16 protein-coding genes are annotated in these 22,974 nt (G+C 45.2%); 7 read left to right on the top strand and 9 right to left on the bottom strand.

Annotated elements, in window-relative coordinates; translation table 11 throughout:
* Both ACTIE6_RS11290 and glgB read left to right on the top strand, forming a co-directional pair.
* Positions 1-1,905: putative maltokinase (locus ACTIE6_RS11290; protein WP_439556731.1), on the top strand; the 1,905-nt coding region annotated here is incomplete at its 5' end.
* 10 nt (positions 1,906-1,915) lie between these two features.
* On the top strand, positions 1,916-3,835 hold the full coding sequence (gene glgB / locus ACTIE6_RS11285; RefSeq protein WP_439556730.1) for a 1,4-alpha-glucan branching protein GlgB: 1,920 nt from the start codon (positions 1,916-1,918) through the stop codon (positions 3,833-3,835).
* Positions 3,836-3,976: 141 nt separating this feature from the next.
* On the opposite strand, the gene ACTIE6_RS11280 is transcribed toward glgB, so the two are convergent.
* The 3 genes from ACTIE6_RS11280 to ACTIE6_RS11270 all read right to left on the bottom strand — a co-directional run bounded on the left by ACTIE6_RS11280 (position 3,977) and on the right by ACTIE6_RS11270 (position 8,350).
* Entirely contained in the window at positions 3,977-5,776 is a 1,800-nt protein-coding gene (locus ACTIE6_RS11280) for a hypothetical protein (RefSeq protein ID WP_439556729.1), read from the bottom strand.
* Between the two features lie 129 nt (positions 5,777-5,905).
* On the bottom strand, positions 5,906-6,937 hold the full coding sequence (locus ACTIE6_RS11275; RefSeq protein WP_439556728.1) for a T9SS type A sorting domain-containing protein: 1,032 nt from the start codon (positions 6,935-6,937) through the stop codon (positions 5,906-5,908).
* An 81-nt stretch (positions 6,938-7,018) separates the two neighbouring features.
* Complete coding sequence (locus ACTIE6_RS11270; RefSeq protein WP_439556727.1) at positions 7,019-8,350, bottom strand: hypothetical protein; 1,332 nt, start codon at positions 8,348-8,350, stop codon at positions 7,019-7,021.
* A 372-nt stretch (positions 8,351-8,722) separates the two neighbouring features.
* Here ACTIE6_RS11270 and ACTIE6_RS11265 point away from each other — a divergent pair, with 372 nt between their 5' ends.
* Both ACTIE6_RS11265 and ACTIE6_RS11260 read left to right on the top strand, forming a co-directional pair.
* Positions 8,723-12,301, top strand: a complete 3,579-nt coding sequence (locus tag ACTIE6_RS11265) for a sensor histidine kinase (protein ID WP_439556726.1) — start codon at positions 8,723-8,725, stop codon at positions 12,299-12,301.
* Between the two features lie 5 nt (positions 12,302-12,306).
* A complete protein-coding gene (locus ACTIE6_RS11260) occupies positions 12,307-13,062 on the top strand; it encodes a LytR/AlgR family response regulator transcription factor (protein WP_031527363.1) in 756 nt (251 codons plus the stop codon).
* 7 nt (positions 13,063-13,069) lie between these two features.
* Here ACTIE6_RS11260 and ACTIE6_RS11255 read toward each other — a convergent pair whose 3' ends face one another.
* From ACTIE6_RS11255 to ACTIE6_RS11245, 3 genes are read right to left on the bottom strand one after another with little or no spacing between them, the layout of a single operon-like run.
* Complete coding sequence (locus ACTIE6_RS11255; protein WP_439556725.1) at positions 13,070-13,453, bottom strand: DUF3037 domain-containing protein; 384 nt, start codon at positions 13,451-13,453, stop codon at positions 13,070-13,072.
* Positions 13,431-14,234, bottom strand: a complete 804-nt coding sequence (locus tag ACTIE6_RS11250; RefSeq protein ID WP_439556724.1) for a HipA family kinase — start codon at positions 14,232-14,234, stop codon at positions 13,431-13,433. The genes ACTIE6_RS11255 and ACTIE6_RS11250 overlap by 23 nt, the downstream gene beginning before the upstream one ends.
* 48 nt (positions 14,235-14,282) lie before the next feature.
* Complete coding sequence (locus tag ACTIE6_RS11245; RefSeq protein ID WP_439556723.1) at positions 14,283-15,284, bottom strand: quinone oxidoreductase family protein; 1,002 nt, start codon at positions 15,282-15,284, stop codon at positions 14,283-14,285.
* A 94-nt stretch (positions 15,285-15,378) separates the two neighbouring features.
* Here ACTIE6_RS11245 and ACTIE6_RS11240 point away from each other — a divergent pair, with 94 nt between their 5' ends.
* Both ACTIE6_RS11240 and ACTIE6_RS11235 read left to right on the top strand, forming a co-directional pair.
* Positions 15,379-15,732 (top strand): hypothetical protein, encoded by a 354-nt coding sequence (locus ACTIE6_RS11240; protein ID WP_439556722.1) that lies wholly within the window; start codon positions 15,379-15,381, stop codon positions 15,730-15,732.
* Between the two features lie 8 nt (positions 15,733-15,740).
* The gene (locus ACTIE6_RS11235; protein ID WP_439556721.1) at positions 15,741-16,205 is read left to right on the top strand and encodes a hypothetical protein; all 465 of its coding nucleotides are present in this window, start codon (positions 15,741-15,743) and stop codon (positions 16,203-16,205) included.
* 24 nt (positions 16,206-16,229) lie between these two features.
* Here ACTIE6_RS11235 and ACTIE6_RS11230 read toward each other — a convergent pair whose 3' ends face one another.
* The 3 genes from ACTIE6_RS11230 to ACTIE6_RS11220 form a co-directional block, all read right to left on the bottom strand.
* Entirely contained in the window at positions 16,230-16,622 is a 393-nt protein-coding gene (locus ACTIE6_RS11230) for a hypothetical protein (RefSeq protein WP_439556720.1), read from the bottom strand.
* Positions 16,623-16,646: 24 nt separating this feature from the next.
* Positions 16,647-17,099 carry an SRPBCC domain-containing protein gene (locus tag ACTIE6_RS11225; protein WP_439556719.1) on the bottom strand — a complete coding sequence of 151 codons (453 nt, stop codon included), beginning with the start codon at positions 17,097-17,099 and terminating at the stop codon, positions 16,647-16,649.
* A 180-nt stretch (positions 17,100-17,279) separates the two neighbouring features.
* A complete protein-coding gene (locus ACTIE6_RS11220; protein WP_439556718.1) occupies positions 17,280-19,925 on the bottom strand; it encodes a DUF7133 domain-containing protein in 2,646 nt (881 codons plus the stop codon).
* A 270-nt stretch (positions 19,926-20,195) separates the two neighbouring features.
* On the opposite strand from ACTIE6_RS11220, the gene ACTIE6_RS11215 reads away from it, so the two are divergent.
* Positions 20,196-22,646: an ABC transporter permease gene (locus tag ACTIE6_RS11215; protein ID WP_439556717.1), complete on the top strand. Its 2,451-nt coding sequence runs from the start codon at positions 20,196-20,198 to the stop codon at positions 22,644-22,646.
* Positions 22,647-22,974: the final 328 nt, after the last annotated feature.

Genomic DNA, 22,974 nt, shown 5'->3' with positions numbered 1-22,974 from the left:
AACTCGAAGGTACTTGCATTTACCAGGACTTTCCAGGATGAGACGATGCTGGTAATTGCCAACTTGTCACGCTTCCCCCAGCCGGTTGAACTGGATCTTGACCAGTATAAAGGATTCCAGCCGGTTGAAATTTACAGTAAAAACAAATTCCCGTCTGTTAAGGATAATACACCGTATTTCTTCACGCTGGAAGCTTATGCCTGTCAATGCTTTGTGTTACAAAAAACACATCCTGAACTCGATGAAGTACACGAACTTCCATTGCTGCAGCTTGACAAATGGAGTGATCTGATAGCACCGGACGTTGTGGATATGCTGGAAAACACCTTCCTGCCTTCATACCTGATGAAAATGCGGTGGTTTGGCGGGAAAGGCAAAGGGTTGGATAGCGTGAAGATCGTATCGCACGCAGAAATGCCACTTGGAGATAATCCACCTGCCTATATTCTGTTGCTGGAAACTACCTACCAGAACGATCTGCCTGAAATGTACCAGCTTCCACTGGCATTTGGTAAAGAGCCTTTCTCCTACAAGGTGAAAGAGGATTGTCCGCAAGCGGTTGTGGCAAGGATTGCGATAAATGGTGAAGAAGAAGGCGTATTATTCGATGCAATGTACGGCCTGGAAATGCAGCAGGCTTTGATCACCAACATGGCCAATAATGAAAAGATCCGCGCCAGAGACAGCGAGATTCTTTTTACCGGCAATGCAAATCTGGCTGCGCACATTCAGGAAACCGAGCGCGTGAAACCGCGTGTACTTTCAGGCGAGCAAAGTAATACTTCTGTGACTTACGACGGAAAGTACTTCTTCAAGCTTTACAGGAAAGTAGATCGCGCAATTAATCCGGATGTTGAAATAACCCAGCATTTGACCCACAAAGCAAATTTCCCAAATATTCCGGCTTATGTCGGCGCCATTGAATGGAAGCACCGAAATGGCTCTATGATATTGGGGATGATGCAGGAAATGGTAAGCAATGCAACAGACGCATGGGCAAATATGCTCGACCGACTGGATAGTTTCAACGAAAAGATCCTGCTAGGAGAAGCAATGGAGCTGCCTGAGCTACGGGGAACACTTACAGAGCCGGTTGGCTATGAAGATATACCTGACGAGTTGAAAACGCTTCTTGATGTACCTGTGGCAGAACAGGTGGCATTACTTGGAGTGAGAACAGCGGAAATGCACCTTGCACTGGCTTCTGACAAATCTTCGGAAGATTTCAAGCCGGAAGAATTTTCACTTCACTACCAGCGATCGGTATATTCCTCCCTGCAATCGCTCGTGAGGGTTGCTTTTCAGAGCCTGAGCCGCAATGCAAAAAAACTGGCGCCTGAGGTGAAAGAAGAGGCTGATAAGGTTTTGCAGATGAAAGACGAGATACTTGCCGAACTTAAAAAGGTGTACTCGCACAAGATAGATACTTCCAAAATCAGGATTCACGGTGACTATCACCTTGGTCAGGTACTGTTTACCGGAAAGGATTTTGTCATCCTTGATTTCGAAGGTGAGCCTGCCAGAAGTTATAGTGAGCGCCGCTTGAAACGTTCCGCATTGAGAGACGTGGCAGGTATGTTGAGGTCCTTCCACTATGCAGCCTATGGTAGCCTGTTCCTTGATAATCAGATCAGAAAAGAAGATATCGGAAAATTGATCCCTTACGTGGAGCAATGGTATCATTATATGAGCGGCTTTTTTATGAAAGCTTATCTTGAAACGGTTGGTGACAATCCTATTATACCAACAAGCAAGCAGGATCTGGATATTCTTGTACAAACTTTCCTGTTGCAGAAAGCGATTTATGAGCTCAATTATGAAGTTAACAACCGGCCATCGTGGGTAATGGTACCTCTGAGAGGAATCAAATCCATTTTGAAAAAAAATGACCCGGCGATTGTATAAACAAGCAAATATGACTGATCTTCAAAGTACCTCGTTTGCGAGAATGTCCGACTTCGACATTGACATGTTCAAGGGCGGCACGCATTATCACGCTTACAACAAACTAGGCTCACATATTGCAGAAGTAAATGGACAGACCGGCACCTGGTTTGCTGTCTGGGCTCCGAATGCGAGAGAGGTTTCGGTTATAGGAAATTTCAATGGCTGGAACAGGACAAGTAATCCTTTGAATGTCAGAACCGACGGTTCTGGCATCTGGGAGGGTTTCGTGGATGGGGAATACTATAAATACTTCATTGTTTCGCATTCTGGTTACCAGGTTGAAAAAGGCGATCCATACGCATATCATTGGGAAACGCCGCCGAGCACAGCCTCTATTGTGTGGGATTTGTCTTATCAATGGAGCGATGAGAGTTGGATGCAAAAAAGAAAAGCTTCCTCTCCGTTGGAAAAGGCAATCTCCGTTTATGAAGTACATATAGGCTCTTGGCGGCGCGTGCACGAGGAAGAAGGTCGCTTTATGACTTATCGCGAATTGGCTGCCGAGCTTCCCGAGTATTGCAGCTATATGGGTTTCACCCACGTAGAGTTCATGCCCGTGATGGAACATCCGTTTTACGGTTCGTGGGGCTACCAGCTGACAGGCTATTTTGCGCCTTCAAGCAGATATGGGACGCCACAGGATTTCATGTTTCTCATCGATGCACTGCACCAGGCCGGGATTGGCGTAATCCTCGACTGGGTGCCATCTCACTTCCCGACTGACGAACATGGATTGGGCTACTTTGACGGAACCCACTTATACGAACATGCAGATCCGAAAAAGGGATTTCACCCTGACTGGAAGAGCTTTATCTTTAATTATGGGCGAAATGAAGTGCGGGCATTTTTGATATCCAATGCGATTTACTGGCTGGATAAGTTTCACATTGACGCACTGCGCGTAGATGCGGTTGCTTCAATGCTATATCTCGATTATTCCAGAAATGAAGGCGAGTGGATTCCGAATCAATATGGTGGAAGGGAAAACCTGGAAGCAATTGACTTCATCAGAGAGTTCAACTCTGCAGTACACCAGTATTTTCCTGATGTATTTACAGTTGCAGAAGAATCAACTGCGTGGCCGGGAGTGACGCAGCCGGCGCAAAATGGCGGGCTGGGCTTTGACATGAAATGGATGATGGGCTGGATGCATGATACCTTGTCTTACTTCCAGAAAGATCCCGTTTACCGACCTTTTCACCAAGGGCAGCTGGCATTCAGCATACATTATGCATTCTCGGAAAAATTCACCTTGCCGCTCTCGCACGACGAAGTTGTTTATGGTAAATTTTCGATGATTAATAAGATGCCGGGTGATCACTGGCAGCAATTTGCAAACCTGCGGCTGCTGTATGGCTACATGTTTGGTCACCCGGGAGCCAAGCTGATCTTTATGGGCGGAGATTTCGCGCAACGTCACGAATGGCGCCACGATTTCAGTCTGGACTGGGATGAAAATCTGAATCCGTCACACAAAGGCATCCAGCTGGTACTTAAAGATCTGAATGCGCTGTATCAATCCGAACCGGCATTGTACGAGAAGAATTTTTCAAGCGAAGGCTTTGAATGGATTGATAATCAGGATAGCACGAACAGTGTACTTACTTGGATCAGGAAAGGCAATACACCAGGAGAAGAGTTGATTTTCATCGGAAATTTCACTCCGGTTGTCCGCACGAATTATCGCGTCGGTGTACCGAAGCCAGGCTACTATAAAGAGCTTTTCAACACGGATAACCTGAAATACGGCGGCTCAGATCTGCTTTGCGGAGAGGAGTTGGAAAGCTACCCAATCCCCAAGCACGGTAAGATGCACTCAATTCCAATGACACTTCCACCGCTGGCAATAGTAGTATTGAAGTATGACCGGGGATTTGATTGGTTGTAATTAGAACGTAATAATCAGATAAGGCTACCTCAATAAAGAGGTAGCCTTAATATGTACTACTCACACACTATTGAGTTAAAAAACCCATGTACTTCTCATGAAGGCAGATAGTTTAAGTTGTTCAAACTACTAGGATTAAAGCTAGTTGGTAGAGACACTTGTGATAACGGTGTTGTTGGCCGAATTGCTGTCACCGCCTGACCCAGTTAGAATAGTAGCGTTTATATTTTGAGTTACTCCACTTGAAATCCCATCCTTCCTTTTAATGGCAAAGCCTATTACGGCCTTCCCATTCGGTGAAATTACAGATTGAGAAGTTGCAGTTATAAAATTATCATTTTCTGTAAATGCCCAATTTGAATTTTCATTTGCAGCTCCACCTGGTACATTGGATGTTCCACTTTGAAGGGGATACGATATTGTAAAGCCACCTGGCTTAGTTATCCTCAGCGAAATAGTACCTGTCGTTGCACCACCTTTGATCTCGTACAAATTCACTACGAAATCCCTTTGTGCACCCGGAGTAAAGCTAACGCCACCAATTGCCACAGTAGGTGAAAGATCAGCACAATTCATGTAAGTAACCTCTATTTTTGCAGTTGATAAGTCTTGATTATAACAATTATTCGCTGCGTAGTAGTAGAAGGCATAATATGTGCCGGCACCCACATTCAAGTTTGAAATCGGACTTCCTGAATGAGTCGCATTTGAGAAGAACCGTAACTCCGCCCCTTGTGGTATCAATCCTTGAAAAAATTCTGTGACAAGATTAATTGAAGTTTTGGGGCATATAATCTGGCTTGACGTGGACTTTACAGGCACTGGAGGATTAATTGTAACTGTCACTGAGGCAGTTGATTTATCAGTATTAAAGCAATTTTGTGCCTGATAATGATAGAACGCGTAGTAAGTACCCGATGAAACCGTGTTAACATCACTTACCGGCTGTCCGAGATGTTGGTCATTTGTAAACCACACAAGGGAAGCACCATTCGGAAGCGAACCAGTAAACAAGCTATTTAAATCCACAAATTGAAATGGACAGGTATTTGTAACCTTATCAGTGCTAATTGGAACCTGCTGAGATCCGGTTACGGTAACTTGAGCAGTCGAATTATCAGTGTTATAGCATTCAAGAATTTTGTGGTATATAAATGCATAGTAAACGCCGGGAATTGCAAGTTTAGGATCGCTGTACTTTGCACCGGTATGATTAGGGTTTGTAAACCAGACAACTTCCTCATTATTAGCAATTGCTGATTGTACCAACGTAGTTAAGTCTGCACCTGCAGCACATTTAGCTTCCAAGCTGGCAGTGCTAAGGCTTACCTGCTCTGTTCCAGCAAGGCATTCGGTTAACGCATTAAAGCCAATATCCAAATTAACAAAACCACCCACTGTACTCGATCCCGTGAAGGTGAGCCTTACATTAGACAGCGATGGTGTAAATTTAAGTATTTTAGGGATCCACTTGCTTGTATTGACGCCTGGTGTAAAGGTAGTTGTCTGGCTAGTAAATGGTGTTGCTACCCCATTTGAAACAGTTGCCAATTCAATAGTAGCTGCCTCTCCGTATCCTGCATCAGTCAATCTTTTAGAGGACATTACATGGTATCGCAAGTAATATGTCTTGTTTGGCATAAGTCCCGTTAGAATAGTATGAGTTATTGCCGGAGCATTTACTAAACCTTGAGCAGATAGAAAAGAACCTAAAAAAGATGGTGCGGGGCCGTCCGGCGCTGGATTCCAGGCTTGACCGGCCAAACCTGCATAGTTCACTTCATTAGAAAGACTAAACGAGATAGCTGATGCATCATTAGTCCATCCATTTGGCATACAATATTGACAAGTATTACCCTGAGAAGTAGGCTTAACATTCGGTGCAGCAGCTTCTAAAAAAAAGAGCAGCTGTACAATAATTAAAAAGAACTTTGTTTTCATAGTTGAATTTTAGTGAGCAAAACGCATTTGTTTGTGATAGCGGAGGGTAAACGCTTATTCCATTCTACATTTAAGTTTTAAAAAGAGGCTGCCCCACACACCGGGCAGCCCTCTGCAATCACAAGCAAACTACTTCACAACAAGTATTTTTGAGCTTGTTTCTTCTCCATTTACATTCTTGATGCGGACGATATATGCGCCTGCATTCAATGGGCGAACATTAATGGTTTTCTGCGGACTTGCGCCGGAGTTATATACTTCCTTTCCATTCAAGTCAAACATTTGTACATCCGAGACGCTCGCCATATCCGGTATATCGAGGATCAATTCATCAGAGACAGGATTCGGGTAAAAGGACATTGGTGTTCCTTCAAATTCTATATCACGGAGACCGCTATACGCGCTGGTACCATCCTTATCAATCATGTGCAAACGGTATAGACTTTTACCTGAGAATGGTGCCTTATCGGCGGCATGGTAAGTGTAAAAATCTCTGCTCTCTCCAAGTGCTTGTACAGTTTCGAATGTCTGCCAGTTTTTACCGTCGCGACTTTTCTGAACATCGAATCTATCGCTATTTGCTTCCTCAGCAGTGATCCAGCTTAACTGAGCAGAAGACCCTTCTTTTGTTACTTTGAATTCCTGCAATTTGACAGGGAGGTTGATCTCGACTGGTGTTGTTGCTGTACTGTTGTCGTTACCAGTCAGGTTACCTGGAGTCTGAGGACCGTCTTTAAAGGCGAGAGTTGCAGTAATTACACCTGTACCAACTTCATTTCCAGTGAACCTGATGTAATAGGTAACACACTCCGCATTGGGTAGCGGCAAAGTATACAGCACACGGACATTGTGGTCGCCAGGATCATTGGTAATGGTTTCAACGGTAAAGCCCGTAACAGGAGTTCCATCTTCATTAACAACATCATTAATCGTTAAATTGTCAGGAAAGCTAACCAAAGGCCATAGGCGATTTGCAGGTGCAGTAAGCGTAGGATCCGGATCCTCGTTACAAATTTTTATCTCTACAGAGCCCATCGTCTTATTTAATATAGAAGGCTGCATCGGAGTCATATTAATACTGACATCTTGCGCAAACACAGACTGCGCGGGAATCGAGAGCATTGAGCCGAGGAATACTTGTAGAAGTGTTTTAGTTTTCATAGAGATAGTTTTGAAAATGATAAATGAAGAGTCAAGGTCTGGCTCTTCATTTGGACGTTGTCCAGATGAAGAGCTTTGACGCTAATTAGTTGAAACACTAGTAACTGAATTGTTATTTTTAGCATTTGAATCCCCTCCCGCCCCTGTGAGTATGGTAGGAGTAATGTTTTGTGTCAAACCTTTGGAAATTCCAGTTTTACGCTGAATTTTGAACCCGATAGTAGCGTTCCCGTTTGCAGGTATGGGAACATTGGAAGTAGCTGTAATGAAGTTCGTTGTCTCATTAAATGTCCAGTTCTTATTTTGATTTTGGGTTCCGCCTGCAACATTGGATAATGTATTTTCAGTCGGATAAGTGATGTTAAAGCCACCCACCTTGGTAATTCTAAATGACGTTGTTCCCGAGGTCTCCCTATTATTTACCTCATACAACTTCACGACAAAATCTCTACTAGCTCCTTCCGCAAAGCTTAGTCCATTAATTATAAGTGTTGGGGTCAGATCAACGCAATTCCGGTAAGTCACATCAATTTTTGCCGTTGAAACATCCTGATTGTAGCAGTTGTTGGCAGCATCATAATAGAAAGCATAGTATGTACCTGCTCCAACATTGACATTACTTAGTGGAAGGCCGCTATGATCAGGATTTGTGAAGAACCGCAATTCAGTGCCGCTAGGAATTAAACCTCCGAAGAATTGTGAAACGAGGTTGACGGATGTTTCGGGGCAAAGGATTTCGTATGAGGTTGCTTTGAGTGGGACAGCTGTAACTCCTGCCCCGCAAGGCGTAATCGTATTTGGACCTAAGTCTAGGCCTATAAAGCCAACTTTATTACTAATATCACCAACTTCTCCTGGCGTTTCTAGTTCAAATTCAGCTGTCGTTGCAGTTGAGGTAAATTCAAAGACTCCCGACCGCCAAACACTATGGTCCTTATCTTTCTGAAATTCGTGCTTATGTATAGCTCTGTACTGTCCTTCTTGCCTTATTCTAAAAAAGATCTCAGTGGTAAAATCATCCGAGAAATCTATTCCACCAGAGCTTTGTAGGTTGGCTTGAGTTGAGATTACTGAATAGCTAAATTTATACTTTTGCCCTGCAACTAAATTGCTAATTGTAGCTCTTGTGTATCCGCCGTGGATCCCGAAAAATGTAGTAGCTCCTGATGGGATAGGAGGCAAAACTGGTGTCCCAGGAATAACTGGTTTAGGTCCTATGAAAGGGATGTTGACTGAACCATAGTAGGTTCTGTCAGCAATCGCATATTCATTTCCTCCAATCGCGTTAGTCCAGCCTGTCGGCAAACACTTGTAACAAATATTATGTCCAGTTGTGGGTGGTATTGTTTGTGCATAAATGTTACTGACCGCAACAAATATGCCGATAAAAACGAGCAATAAAATCCGTTTCATAATCGAGTGTGTTTAAGTTCAAAATTTTCATAACCGTTGTGATTGGAGAGTTGGCGGATGTTTTAGATCCGGCCGTGTGACAGCGGGCCAGGCTGTCTGTCATGACTTAACTGACTCAAAGATGATGGAGAAATTGGAAGGTGTAGTGTTCTATTGAATTACCGGTTTCAATTCAGTGATTTAATGGCAATTCGACCTGAAATGAAGTTTAAAGCGGATTTTCGGTAGAGAGTATGCGGTTTGTACTTAATGCATTACGGTCATCAATTCTTGTCTCCTTAAAATAACCGAACCCTACCTTTCAGTAATCGTATCTCCACTTTATGGTGGTTCTACCATTAATTACAATGACGTAACTGTTCCATTTCTGGTATGCGCACTATTTACCTGACTATTTATCTTTTGCTCTTTTCTGTTCCCGTAAGTGCCCAGTTTATTTTCCAAAATCTGAATGAAAAAGCAGGGCTAAGCTCCAAGCATGTCAGAAGCATTTATAAGGATAAAGATGGGCTCGTATGGATTGGAACAGCCAATTCACTGAACCGCTTCGATGGAAATTTTATCAAGAGATATCCCGGGCTGAATGGACAGAAAGATTTGTTTGTAAATGCTATTATCCCGTACGATAATGACGACAGGCTGCTCGTAGCTACCTCAACTGGCTTGTTCACCTTTGACAAACGGCTGAGCCGGTTTAAGCCAGATCCACGCTTTAAAAAGTTGGCAGGCAAAAACGTTCTTTCTTTCAAAAGAGATTCAGAAAACCGCCTTTGGATTGTATGTGCGAGTGAATTATTTATTGTTCAGAATGGAGCAGCTATCCATGCGAAGGAGGTCTTTCCATTTCTAGAAGCGCTGGATGCAACTGATTTTTCCTATTCCGGTATCTCTGCCTTTTGCTGGGATGCATCCAGGAATGGCTTCTGGGTTGGTGGTGCCAACCCTACTTTCATCGACCTTGGCAACAAGCATATTTTTGACAGAGAGAACAATCCATTGAAGCTGGCATTTTTAGATCAGAACGTCGTCACTGCGATTGTACTCGACAGAAAGCAAAACCTATGGTTCAGTTCTACCCAACCCAAATCCCTTTCTTACTGGAACCCGGCTACCAATCAACTTAAAACTTACGACAAGTTAGGCGACACCAAAATTACGGACGGATGTAATTACCTCTTCATCGACAAGATGGACCGGCTTTGGATTTCGACCTGGATGTACGCTGCGTATATCAAGTATCCGAACAGAGAAATTGAGAAGATTCCATACAGCCAGGATGCACCCTATTCCATCGCTTATGGCCACTTCAATGATGCGCTGGAAGATGAAGAAGGCAACATCTGGCTGGCGACGATCAATGGATTAAGCAAGAACCAGGTCCAGGCCCCGTTTCGCTCTATTTACAAACTGCCCAGCTTTGACTTTTTTCTGGACACTGGATTTGCGCATGCCAATTCTATAGTAGTAGTGGGAGACACAATTGTTGCGGCCAAGGAAGACGGCGTGATATTCTACAACACCAGCCAGAAAACATATAAGCGCTATGTAGTCACTGCTAAAGAAGATCTTCGGCGAAACAGGTTTATACTCGCTGCGAAAGCCCGTGGTGCCTGGTGGTTTGCAGGAAATGATGGTATTTACTATTTGAAAGCAGGTTCTGATAAGCTTCAGAAGTTTACCAAAGTAAAAAATAGCCTCCTACAACCCATCCCCAACTTTGTTTTCGAAGATATCAAAGGCTGTATCTGGTTTCAGATGGATGGTCTGTACAGATATGATCCTATCACAGACAAGCTCGACCGGTTCGACGGAAAAGATCCCGCGCACGGGCTGTTCGAATACATGCGCTGCCAAAGCTACCTCAAACTGAAAAATGGCGACCTGCTGTTCGCGATGAACAAGTCGGGTTTTATCAGATATAGTCAGCGCTTTGACAAGTTCTCGCATATTTCAGTCGCAAACAGTGCACAGTTTTACGTACCAACCATGGTAGAAGATGATAATGGCATCATCTGGTGCGCCGCAACTGGCAGGGGTATATTAAAGATCGCTCAAAACGGAAGGATGATTGATAGTCTGAACACAGGCAATGGATTTCCGTTTGACTACATTTCCAGTCTGACCATTGACGCACAAAAATCAATCTGGGCAGCAAATTCGGATGGACTGCTCTTCTTCAAGCCATTTAACAAGGAAATTACGAGGGTTAATGTGGATCTCGGAAAGACCTTGCAGGACCATTGGAATTATGTGTATTCCTACCAAAAGAAGGTATATGCGGTTATGCTGGACCATGTTGTCGTGATTGATCCCTATAAGTTCTCAACGATTCCTATCAAGAAAGCACCCCGCATTACCTCGGTACGAGTCTTTGAAAAAGAGGTCACGAGTTACCATAAGCTTGAAGATCTTGAACTTGCCCCGCACGATAACTTTATTACATTTCAATATACCTCTCCCAATCACCGCGACGTACCAAGCCTGCAGTACAGTTACCAGCTTGGCGGACTGGATGAATCGTGGATCAATGCAGGCCGGAATCTTACAGCTTCTTACAATAACCTCCAACCTGGCTTGTATACATTCAGGGTCAGGAGTACGGATGAGAATGGGAAATGGATGCCTGTGTTTACAAGTATGCGTGTGCGTGTGCGGGCACAATGGTGGCAAACCTGGTGGTTTGCTTTTTTCTCGGCTACTTTCTTTGCATTCACAATGCACTTCCTGATAGACAGCCACCAACGCAGGAAAAGAAAAATGGCATTTGACGAGACAATTGACTACTTCGCCAATTCCGTGTACGGAGAAAATTCAGTGAGTGAGATCTGCTGGGATATTGCCAGAAACTGTATTACCCAGCTCCGGTTTGAAGATTGTGTGGTTTATCTCTGGGATGCTGACAAGAAAAAGCTGGTTCAAAAAGCCGCATACGGACCTACTAAGAATGTAAAGGAACACGAGATAATTAACCCGCTTGAACTCGAAATCGGCGAAGGTATAGTGGGTGCAGCCGCGGCGACGCGCAGACCTGTGATTGTGAAGGATACTGCGAGAGACAAGCGTTATATCGTTGATGATCAACGTCGCCTTTCTGAACTCGCAGTTCCTATTTTGCACGACGGAAAACTGCTTGGCGTCGTCGATTCTGAACATAGCGAGCGCGGCTTTTTTACTCAGGAACACGCGCGTGCTTTGATGACAATTGCTTCGATCAGTGCAACGAAGATTGCAGAAGCACAGGCCGAAGACCAGGCACAGCAGAAAGAGATCATGCTGCTCGAAATCAACAAAATGCTGGCTGAGAGCCAATTGATGGCACTTAGAGCGCAGATGAACCCGCACTTCGTATTCAATTGCCTCAATAGCATTCAGGAATGCATTGTTACAGAAAAGTACGGCGAGGCCAGCAAGTACCTCAATAAATTCTCGCGCTTGTTCAGAATGGTGCTGAATAACTCTGATAGAAACCTGGTGACGATCGAAGAAGAGGAAGATGTACTTAAACTGTACCTCGAACTCGAACAAATGCGGTTTGAGCAAAGCTTTTCATACGAGATCATCATTGATGAAGATTTGGAAGCAGAAGAAATCGTACTTCCCTCCATGCTCCTGCAACCCTATGTTGAGAATGCACTCTGGCACGGGCTCATGCACAAGAACGGCGACCGGAAGCTCACAGTCACATTCGAGCGAATGGACGATGACATTTTCAGATGCCTGATTGAAGATAATGGGATAGGCAGGAAACAATCACTTGAAATAAAGCAGTATAACAGCAAGGCAAAGCGGCACAAATCCAAAGGTCTGCAAATCGCAAAAGACCGGCTTGACTTACTTGAAAGACAGGGGCAACACGCTTCTGTGGAGATCATCGACAAATATGACCCGGAGGGAAATCCCGAAGGTACCCTGGTAGTAATCGAACTTTCAACCTTGTTAAGTAATACATAAACGTTATGATAAAAGCGCTCATTATTGACGACGAACAAAAAGCACGTAATGTACTCACGCATTACCTGATCAATTTTGTCAAAGAGAATGTGGAAATCCGCCATGCCGACTCGGTTAGGGGCGGGTTGAATGTTCTCAATGACTTTATGCCTGACATTGTGTTCCTCGATGTGGAAATGCCGCATCAGAATGGATTTGACTTTTTACTGCTCCGTAAGAATCCCAGCTACGACATCATTTTTACAACAGCCTACAACCAGTACGCCATTCAGGCGATCCGGTTCAGCGCATTGGACTACCTGTTAAAGCCCGTCGACCCGGAGGAATTGCAGGCTTCTATTGACCGGCATTTGGAAAAAGTCAAACAGAAATCGCAGCAGAACAATCAGCAACTTTACGACAACCTTGTTCAAAATATCGAGAAGAAGGAGATCAAAGATTTCCGGCTAGCGGTACCTTCCAGCGAAGGTGTGTTCTTTTTCACATTGGACGAAATTCTTCGTCTGGAAGCTGACAAGAACTATACTTCCATTCACCTGATCGGGAAAAGACCATTCTTATCCAGCAAAACTTTGAAGCATTTCGATGAAATGCTGTGTGAGTTCAACTTCATACGCACGCACAAATCACATCTTGTTAACCCGAAATACATCAAGCAAGTCACACATAATAACCAGTTTGTATTGCTGACTGACGGCTCCCGCATCGAGATTTCCCGTCGGAAAAAAGATTCGGTTCAACAATACCTGAAACTTAAATAAGGGATTTTTAGCTGACCTGTTGGTTGAATAAATGGCTTAGTGCCTGTTGCGGATCTTCACAAAAGCCTGCATGTACCTTTGATGTTTGCAAAATGGTGCTCCTGGTCGCAGTGAGCCACCGGAACCTGGAAGAAAGCGGCAAGCTGCCGATCGCCCCGCCTTCTTTCCGGCCTTCACAAATTTGTCTGAATGCGCGTAAGTACGATTGAATTTGTTCGAGATCAATATCAGCATTGAATGCATTCAGCCTCGTCAACTCACTATCAACAATAACATCCAGAAACTGCCGGCCTGAACAGTACAAAACTACGCCGACATTGATAAACTCTTCACGCTCCACCCTGGGCACAACGCGAAGCACGGCATACTCATACAGCTGCTTGTCTTGCATCGGAGGCGGCTTTTACAAATATGTTGGAATGTTGAAGTCTCCGCGTCAGAAACTCGGTATAGGCACCGCGATGCTCCGCTTCGGATTCAAAAGGCGTGTCTCTCACCAGCCACTCGCCAGGGATCATCGATACAATTTTCTCGATTGTCTCAGGGTTCAATAGCTGCGTAAACTCGGCATCAACTGCTTCGAGTTCACTTGCAAGTTTAAGCAAAACATGATCTTTTATCTGCAAAAATGGGCGTTCAGCCTGCTCCTGCCAGTTATTCCAGGAATGATGAAAATACAGGGATGCCCCATGGTCTATCAACCAAAGTTCCTTGTGCCAAATGAGCATATTCGTATTTCGCACGGTTCTGTCCACATTGAGTAAAAAACAGTCCAGCCAAACGATCTGGGATGCCAGGTGTGCATCTATTTTGCTTACAAGCGGATCAAAAGTAATTGAACCCGAGAGGTAATGCATTGCCAGGTTAAGTCCGACACTGGCTTTCAGCAGATCCTGGATTTCTTCATCCGGCTCTGTTCTGCCAAATGCCTCATCCAGCTCAGCAAAAACGATTTCAGGAATTCTCATTCCAAGAAATCTCGCAATTTCTCCACCAATCAATTCAGCAATAAGCGCTTTAACTCCCTGACCAGCGCCACGAAATTTCAATACATATAAAAAATCATCATCCGCCTCCGCAATCGCCGGCAGCGACCCGCCCTCTCTCAGAGGGGTAAGATATCGGATCACATTTACTGTCCTTAACTCCGGCAAACTCGTATTCCGCTCCATAGGAACCATATTTTGAAAACGTCAATATAGGAAATTCGAACCGTTTGACTACTGATTGGTCAAAACGATCTTTCCAAACTGCTTGCCCTGGTGCATGTAGTCCAGCGCGTCCTGTGCATTTGCAAGACCTGGATATACCTTATCTACAATGGGTTTGATGTTGTGCTCGCTCGTGAATGCCAGCATGTTACTGAAGTCTTCCAAAGTTCCCATTGTTGTACCCAGAATGGACAGGTTCCGCCAGAAGATTTTGTTGGGTGCGATGTTGCCGATCGCGCCGCCGGTACCACCAAAAAACACGATCCTCCCGCCAGCCCGGGCTGCATCGATCAGGTTGATAAAACCCTCACCTGAGGCACTGTCGACGATTACATGAAAGCCGCCGGTTGCTTCCTTCGCTTTTGCAACCCAATCTTCCGCTTTGTAATTGAAACCACCAAGAGCCCCAAGCTTTTTCGCGCGCTCAATTTTCTCCTGCGAACTGGAAGTAACCCACACCTCTGCGCCGGCAGCGATTGCGTATTGCAGCGCAAGCAGCGCAGTACCTGCTCCAATGCCGGTTACCAGTACTTTTTCACCTGGTTGTACCAATGCCCTGGTAAACAATGCACGGTAAGTAGTAACACCCGCCAAATGCAATGCGGCGGCCTCTTCGTCGGTGAGGTGCGCCGGTTTAGCATGTATGTATTTTTCATCTACCGCAATGTACTCGGCAAATGTCCCCGGCTCAGGGTTTCCCAGAATCTTGAAATTTTCTCCAAAAGCTGCGGGGTTATCGCCCCAGTCGTGACTTGGATTAATAATTACCTTCTGCCCTACCCAACGCTGATCCGCATTAGCCCCTACTTCTTCAACCACGCCAAGGCCGTCCGAACCCAGTATCAATCCTGATTTCGGACCGGCATAGCGGCCCTTTTGTATCCACACGTCACGATGGTTTAATGCAGAAAATTGCAGTTTCACCAACACCTGGTTAGCGCCAGGTACAGGCTTTTCCACTTCTTTGACGATCAGCGGCTGGTTCGTTTCTGTTAAAAAAACTGCTTTCATGATTTTCAGCTAGTTGAATGATGGTGGAATAATATTTGAAGGTTGTTAAAGTAAAATCAGGAATTATCCGTCAACATAGCTAAACAAGAAAATCATGAAAGCGTTTCCATTCATTATAGCACTTGTATTATTTTCCGCTTCAAACTCATTTTCGCAAAAAGCCAGGTATACCGAGCGAACCAGTGAAACGAGAACGAGCCTTAAAACTGTTAAGAAGGATTCGTCAGACGTAACTGCGATCCTGAAAGATTCATCCAATGCAGAATCCGGACCTATTTTGAAGGATGATGGTTCGGTGAGTACAACAGGTACAATTGACGGTCGCAGCAGCACCGGCCGCCCTGACGCTGATACCACGACGAGTTATACCGTAAAAAGAAAAGTGAGGACGCTCAACCCGGGCGAAACAACCAGAACAGATTCAACCAGAAAGCGTAAAAAACCCTGATCAACTTCATGTTCCCAATTCTGCTCATTGCGCATTCAATTACCCGTTGGTTTGTAGTAAGCACCTTATTGATAGCAATATACCGGGGCATCCGTGGGTGGAGGGGAGCAAAAAAGTTTACCAAAAGAGACGAATCGCTGCGACATGGCACTGCCACATTCGCGCACATTCAGATGATGATCGGGTATTTGTTGTATTTCAACAGCTCGTTCATCTCCTATTTCCGCTCCCATTTCAAAGAGGCAGTGCAGCATTTCGACTTTGTCTTTTTCGGAATACTGCACATTACCTTGATGACGATTGCCGTCATCATAATTACCATAGGATCATCGTCCGCCAAGAGACAACAGACTGATCTGGCTAAGTTCAGGATCATGACGATTTGCTATCTAGTAGCAGCGATCATCGTCTTCATCGCCATTCCCTGGCCATTTTCTCCACTCGCAACCCGACCTTATCTGAGAGTATTTTAATGTTGCTAAATCAAAATCAGTTAACTACTTGCCCTTCTTGGTTAATTTCAGATTCTCTTTCCTGTACGCACCCCAGCCTGTCCATAACTCCTGCAAGACAAGATTTTTACCATCAAACTGCGTTACCGCATAATACCAATTGCGCGGCGGACAGTTTTTGGCGGCACCTGGCGGTTGTTTATCTTTCATTAAAAATGATTTTTCATCCAGCCAGTGAATGAGCAAAGTATCCGGATCCTGGCAGGTTATCTCATTGCGCCAGATCACTTCTTTGTCGCTAAAAAATTCGAAACCTGCGCAGCTTGCTTCATTCAGAATAAACCTTCCTCTGATTTCGGAGAAATCAGGTGCTGCTGCATTTCTGTCGCTGCTGCTAAATGCTGCCAGAAAAAGCGTCAATAAAAAAGTAAGTTTCATAAACAGAGATCTGGTTGGTTCAAGTTATTGAAAACGCCAGTCGAATGCGCCTTTGCGGAGATTAATGCCGTGTTCAAGATACGCTTTCAGGAAAGCCAGAAAGTAAGCCCAGCCTTCTGTATTGCCTCTGAGCCAATCGATTCCTTCCGGGGTATTTTCCATAAATTTCTCGGTAATCCGCACAATCGTTGTCCCTCCCAGTGGTTCCAGTGTAATCTCTACCAGTGTTTCATTCCCTTCCTCACCCCAGTAAAAGGAGATGAATTGATGATGCGTAACTTTCTCAATCATCACAGGAACGTCTACATCCGTCTCTGGAAAATGCCACGTCAGATTGGCGCCTTCACGGATATGTCCGCTGCTATCAGCGATAAAATAATTCACCATATGAACTGGATCAACAATCGCGTCAAAAACCTCCTGAGGCGTTTTGGCGATCTGTATCGCAGCCTTGCTTTCCAATTTCATGCTTTCCATTGAAATCAAAGTTTTAGTTGAAATTATTGGTTAACTGATATTCTGACCGATTGCAAAACCTAGGCCAGTTTACTAAATCTTTCCTGACAGAAAAGAAATGAAGACCGTTTTAAAACACAAAAAAACCCTCCATTAAGAATACCTGAATGGAGGGTTGAGTAATTAATCTTAATCAGCTAACTATTTCTTCTGCTGCGACAGGAATGTAACGAGTGAAGCAAATTCCTCGTAAGACAGCTCGTTGGCCAGTCCGGGAGGCATCATTGAGGTTTCCATTTCTTTCCGCGACGTGATATCTGACACTTTAAAGGTGTAAACTGCGCCGGTAATATCTCGCAATACCAGCTTCTCAGCCGACTCCTCAGAAACAAAGCCCATAAAGCTCTTCTCATCCTTTGTCGTAATCAGTACCGATGCAAATCCCTGAGAGATCGACGCATTGGGTTTCAGTATCGATTCTGCAATTTGCTCGCGGTTCATAATTGAGCCAATCTGGCCCATATAAGGTCCTTTTAATGGTCCATTGCGGTTGATGCTATGGCAGGCTACGCAGCCTTGCTTGGTAAACAACGTTTTTCCAAGCGCCGGATCGCCTTCGATTTTCGCGATCGCCAGCATGACATCTTCAATGGAGTTTTCGCCAACCTGTCCTTTTTTGTTCTGGATTTTGGTCAAATCAATCTTCAACTCCTGTTTTTCAACTACAATATCTTCTCCCCCAAATTCATCAATACCCATTCGCTGACGACCATTCAGGTCGGCAAAGAATTTCTTTCCATTCTCATCTGCCTTACTCCATTGCTGCATCAGAAAACGTTTGATATCATCCGAAGAGGCCCACGTTACGGCCTTGTAGTATGGTCCGTGTGTATCGGGACGGGTACTCCACCACCAGGATCCGTCGTAAGGTGCTTCTTCTTTGTAAAGTCTGCCCAATGTTGTCAGGATCTGCTTTTTGAGCGTTTCATCTTTCGTTTTATCGTAAGCTGCAATCAAACCCGAAACCGCCTTCGGATCGTGCATATAGCGCAGCGCCCAAAGTGCGAGTGTTGAATTTTCGGTACCAATTGCCTGTATACAAGCATCTACCGCATTGATTGCAACCAATGCGCGGACTGCCAAATGCGGGGGAACAATGGCGGAGTTAGGGGTCGCGTGCGGACCTTCTGTTCCTTTTGCGGGTGACACAAACGAAGACGGTACCTTCACCGCGAGCAATGCAGAAGCCGCCTCAGCACGCCCCAGCCTGCCTAATCCGATGGTAGCAGCTGCCTGCACGCGCGGCGAGCTGTCTTTCATTCCTTTTATAAATGGTTCAAGAGGTACTTTTTCAAGAGCCTGCTTTCTATCTGCCAAAGCACGGAGTGCAAATTCACGCATTGCAATGTCGTCGCTTAGCTTAACCAGACTAGCCACTGCATCTTTGCCCGCTGCCTGCGCATAAGTGTATAAACCAGCTACCCTAACGTAAAGTGGAAGCGCCTTATCCTCCACAATTTTCAACGAAACTTTTGCCGCATCTTTTGGAAAACGTGCCAGCAGTTCCTGCTGACCTGCCAGCCGCTGCACAGCGCTTTCTGATTTCAACAGCGCTTCAAGTTCTTTGACATTCGACTTCCTGACATCCTTGAATGCCTTGTACTTCCACCCTTTCGGAACAGCCCGAACAACAAATCCTTTGTCTGGGTTACCCGAGTATCCCGCGCCATCCCACGCAGCCAGGTAAACGCGGCCGGAAGCGTCAATATCCAGGTCAGTAACTTGCGCCAGCTTGATAAATTCTTCTTCTTTTTGTGTGAATGTAGCGCCGTCAGGCTGTACGCGGTGTACATATATCTGGCTGCGGCCCCAGTCTGCCATCATAGGGACACGGTTATATTTCGCCGGCCAGGTCGGATCATCCATAAACAAAGAACCCGTTCCGGAGCCACCGCCCAGATCGATCAGTGCAGGGATAATTTCTTCGGTGAAGTTTTTAAACAAAACCGGATAACCATATTCTCCCGACTGGATCTGGTTACTAAAACGAATGTTCCAGCCGCCGCCGTCATTCGTATTATCACGTGTAAAAATGTTCATGTAAGGATCAATCGCCACGTCGTAGATATTGCGCATACCGTGGGTGTAAACCTCCATTTCAGTTCCATCCGGACGAACGCGCACGATCCCGCCGCCCAGCATCGTGAGCTTTTTACCCGAGCGATCCACTGCCTCATGAAATCCGAAATCGCCAACCGCGATATAAATCCATCCATCGATCCCCATACGAATTCCGTTGGTAGCGTGGTCGGTCCCGCGGCTTTGCAGGAACTTTGGATTACTGATTCCCTGGATCAAAGTAGTAGCAGGTCCGTCGGCAACTCCGTCACGGTTTTTATCTTCAAATACAACCAGCGCCATGCCCGAAGCTTTTCCATCCGCAAACGTGGTATGCAGCACAAAAAGCTGGTCGCCCATTGAAATGATCCCGCGCGGATCGTCCACTTTTGCGAAAGTTGTATGCTTATCAACCTTACCGTCATTGTCAGTATCCACAAGCCGCACGATACTCCCTTTTCCGGGATCTTTGCCAAGCGATCCGATCATATCAACGCCCACATACACTTCACCCGTAGCTGCTACTGCGAGACAGGCTGGACTTGGTGTTAGCTGCGGACCAGCAAATGGTGTGACATCAAGCTCTTCCGGCCAGCTGGTGGCATTGGGAAGTGTGTCGGCTTTTACCAGCATTTTCCTGGTTACAGGATTTTCACTGCGCCCGATATTCCAGTCATTCCAGCAAAGCAACAGAAATGCGGAAAACAGGCTGAATGTAATTTTTAACATAAATGATTGAAATGCAGTCAGCTCGGCGAAGCCGGCCAGGTGATTAAAGGTATTTGGTGAATTTAAAATTGAAAATAACTTATAACTACTCTAAAATGATGTTCGCACGGAAAATATTTTGTCCGCATCCGAACAATGCGCGCCGGACAAATCCGCCTTCCAGCCGCGTATGAACGGTTTTTGGTAACTGGCATTTAATTGTTAGCAAACCATAGCTGGTAGCTTTCTTTTTGGAGCTGGCTACTCTTTCTTCTTTTTAATTGAATAAATATGGTCAGCAACTACATTAAAATTGCGCTTCGGAACATGTGGAAGAACAAAGCTTTCACATTCGTTAATCTGACTGGTCTCGTCGTCGGCATTACGGCCTGCCTGCTTATATTACAGTATGTCAGTTTTGAGCTGAGTTTCGACGAGTTTCACCGCGATTCAGACCGGATTTACCGGGTTACCAATGACCGCTTCCAGCAAGGTAAGCTGATACAGCACGGCACGATAACCTACCCAGCCGTCGCCCCTGCTTTGGCCAAAGATTATAATGAGGTGGAAAGTTATACGACCGTTTCCAACCCGGGTACATTCAAGCTGCGGAAAGATCAGAAGATCTATGAAGAAAAAGGGCTCTATGCAGATGCCGGGTTCCTGACATTTTTTACATTCCCGCTTGTCGCCGGCAATCCGGAAACAGCTTTGAAAGCACCAAATTCGATTGTACTCTCCGAAAGTAATGCGAAGCGAATCTTCAATGCAGATCCGTCCCAATATCCAGCACTGATTGGTAAGACGATTCTGGTCGATTTGGATACAGCTCCTTACCAGATCACAGGGATTATGAAGGATATTCCTGCTAACTCACACCTGAAATTTTCGGTGTTAATGTCCTATCAAACCCTGGCGCGTAGCTGGGGAGACTGGGTTAATACCAGCTGGGAAAGTTCGGATATGTGGCATTACATCAAGTTGCGGGAAGGTGCGAAGGCGGCGGCATTGGAAAAGAAGCTACCCGCATTCAGTGACCGTTATTTTAAAGGAGATAAAGTCTCCGGTAGTGTCGAGCAATTCCATTTGCAGCCTCTTAACAAGGCACACCTTTATTCTGATTATGAATATGAGATCGGACAGGTGAATAACGGAAAGGCTGTGTGGACTATGCTGATTATCGCTGCATTTATACTCCTGATTGCCTGGATCAATTACATTAACCTGTCCACCGCCCGCTCGCTGGAAAGAGCCAGGGAGGTGGGTGTCCGCAAGGTAGCAGGCGCAACATCGGGCCAACTTACTTTCCAGTTCCTCTCAGAATCGGTGTTACTCAATGCATTTGCATTCGTACTTGCAATTGTGCTTGCGTTACTTTTCCAGCCTTATCTCAACCAGCTCATAGAGAAGCCACTGTCATTTAATTTGCTTACGGGACAAGGTTACGGAGGTTCGGCAATGGTATGGATACTCGCGCTGGTATTTGTATCAGGCACATTATTGTCCGGCTTCTATCCCGCATTTGCCTTATCAGGTTTCCGGGCGATCAGTGTTTTAAAAGGCAGTTTCAAACGTTCTGCAAACGGGATCTGGGTCCGGCAGTCGCTCGTGGTATTTCAATATACCGCCTCCATGGTGCTGATCGTAGGCACATTCATTGTGTTCAAACAGCTCGAATTTATGCGAAAAGAAAACCTGGGGTTCAATATGGAGCAGGTACTGGTAGTGCGCGGCCCCGAGTTGACCCGCTGGGATTCTACTTCCATTGACCGCATCAACAGCTTCAAAACCGAGCTACGGCGCTACCCGCAGGTGCAGGCCGCGAGCTCTTCGGCAAATGTATTCGGCAACCGGCTGAGCAGGAGCTTCAACATCATGCGCGTGGGCGCAACGGAAGGCAAAGGTGTTACATTCAGCAGAATGCCGGTCGACGCCGATTTTTTTGAAACTTATCGTATCAAAATGCTGGCAGGAAGAAACTTCCTTCCTACTGACTCCAATCAGGACTCACAGAAAGTCAAGAATGCAATACTTAACCTTTCCGCAGCCAAGTTGCTGGGTTTTAATAATGCAGACGAGGCAACTGGTCAGAAATTTTCGTTGAATGGAAAGGAATGGGAGATTGTTGGCGTGGTCAGCGACTTCCATCAGCAATCATTGAAACACGCTATCGAGCCGATTGTATTCGCCCCATTTTATACATTGAGCGGCTTTTTTTCTGTCAAAGTGGCAAGTTCGGATGTTGAAAAAACGGTTAATCTGGTCCGGAAAAAGTACCAGGATTTTTTCCCTGGAAATCGCTTCGACTACTTTTTTATGGATCAAAAATTTAACGAACAATACAAAGAAGACCGCATTTTCGGCCAGGTTTCCAGCTTCTTCTCTCTGCTGGCAGTATTGATAGCTTCACTGGGCATTTTCGGTTTATCTTCTTACACCATTGCACAACGCACGAAGGAGATCAGCGTGCGAAAAGTGCTGGGCGCCACTGTCGGCAGTATTGTTGCATTACTTTCACAGGACTTCATAAAGCTGGTTATCATTGCCATTGCAATCGGCTCACCAATCGCGTGGTATGGGGTAAGTCAATGGTTGGATGATTTTGCCTATAAAATTGAAATCTCCTGGTGGATGTTTGCCTTAGCCGGATTAGCAGCAATCATCATCGCATTCGCAACAGTAAGCTCACAAGCCATCAAAGCAGCACTCATGAACCCGGCGAAGGTTTTGAAGGGGGAATGAGTGAATGAGTGAATGAGTGAATGAATGATTGAATGATTGAATGAGTGAATGACTGAATGACTGAATAAGTGAATGAGAATATTTGAATAAGTTGGTTATACAGTAATAAAGCGGCTTAGAATGCTAAATAGCTGCATTGCGCGCGCCAGCCTAACACAACCGAACTAACAAACAAAAGAAAATCCCCTTGCCGTCGGTTTCAACCGACGGAACCTAAGAAGCTGAAAAAATGTCTGGATTGGAATGTCAGTTTTTCAGGTTTTGTGTAGTGGCACAGAGGTTGCTTTATGGGGTTTTGAATGTGAAATACTTCCATTTTACTTTTTAG

The organism is Dyadobacter sp., assembly GCF_051859145.1.
Taxonomy (GTDB): Bacteria; Bacteroidota; Bacteroidia; order Cytophagales; family Spirosomataceae; genus Dyadobacter.
The sequence above is the reverse complement of the archived record's forward strand: the minus strand, read 5'-3'. Positions and strand labels throughout refer to the sequence as shown.

What these genes read in the sequence shown, in the direction of transcription:
- glgB (WP_439556730.1), top strand. Translation starts at nt 1,916, where the DNA reads ATGACTGATCTTCAAAGTACCTCGTTTGCGAGAATGTCCGACTTCGAC.
- ACTIE6_RS11280 (WP_439556729.1), bottom strand. Translation starts at nt 5,776, where the DNA reads ATGAAAACAAAGTTCTTTTTAATTATTGTACAGCTGCTCTTTTTTTTA.
- ACTIE6_RS11275 (WP_439556728.1), bottom strand. Translation starts at nt 6,937, where the DNA reads ATGAAAACTAAAACACTTCTACAAGTATTCCTCGGCTCAATGCTCTCG.
- ACTIE6_RS11270 (WP_439556727.1), bottom strand. Translation starts at nt 8,350, where the DNA reads ATGAAACGGATTTTATTGCTCGTTTTTATCGGCATATTTGTTGCGGTC.
- ACTIE6_RS11265 (WP_439556726.1), top strand. Translation starts at nt 8,723, where the DNA reads ATGCGCACTATTTACCTGACTATTTATCTTTTGCTCTTTTCTGTTCCC.
- ACTIE6_RS11260 (WP_031527363.1), top strand. Translation starts at nt 12,307, where the DNA reads ATGATAAAAGCGCTCATTATTGACGACGAACAAAAAGCACGTAATGTA.
- ACTIE6_RS11255 (WP_439556725.1), bottom strand. Translation starts at nt 13,453, where the DNA reads ATGCAAGACAAGCAGCTGTATGAGTATGCCGTGCTTCGCGTTGTGCCC.
- ACTIE6_RS11250 (WP_439556724.1), bottom strand. Translation starts at nt 14,234, where the DNA reads ATGGAGCGGAATACGAGTTTGCCGGAGTTAAGGACAGTAAATGTGATC.
- ACTIE6_RS11245 (WP_439556723.1), bottom strand. Translation starts at nt 15,284, where the DNA reads ATGAAAGCAGTTTTTTTAACAGAAACGAACCAGCCGCTGATCGTCAAA.
- ACTIE6_RS11240 (WP_439556722.1), top strand. Translation starts at nt 15,379, where the DNA reads ATGAAAGCGTTTCCATTCATTATAGCACTTGTATTATTTTCCGCTTCA.
- ACTIE6_RS11235 (WP_439556721.1), top strand. Translation starts at nt 15,741, where the DNA reads ATGTTCCCAATTCTGCTCATTGCGCATTCAATTACCCGTTGGTTTGTA.
- ACTIE6_RS11230 (WP_439556720.1), bottom strand. Translation starts at nt 16,622, where the DNA reads ATGAAACTTACTTTTTTATTGACGCTTTTTCTGGCAGCATTTAGCAGC.
- ACTIE6_RS11225 (WP_439556719.1), bottom strand. Translation starts at nt 17,099, where the DNA reads ATGGAAAGCATGAAATTGGAAAGCAAGGCTGCGATACAGATCGCCAAA.
- ACTIE6_RS11220 (WP_439556718.1), bottom strand. Translation starts at nt 19,925, where the DNA reads ATGTTAAAAATTACATTCAGCCTGTTTTCCGCATTTCTGTTGCTTTGC.
- ACTIE6_RS11215 (WP_439556717.1), top strand. Translation starts at nt 20,196, where the DNA reads ATGGTCAGCAACTACATTAAAATTGCGCTTCGGAACATGTGGAAGAAC.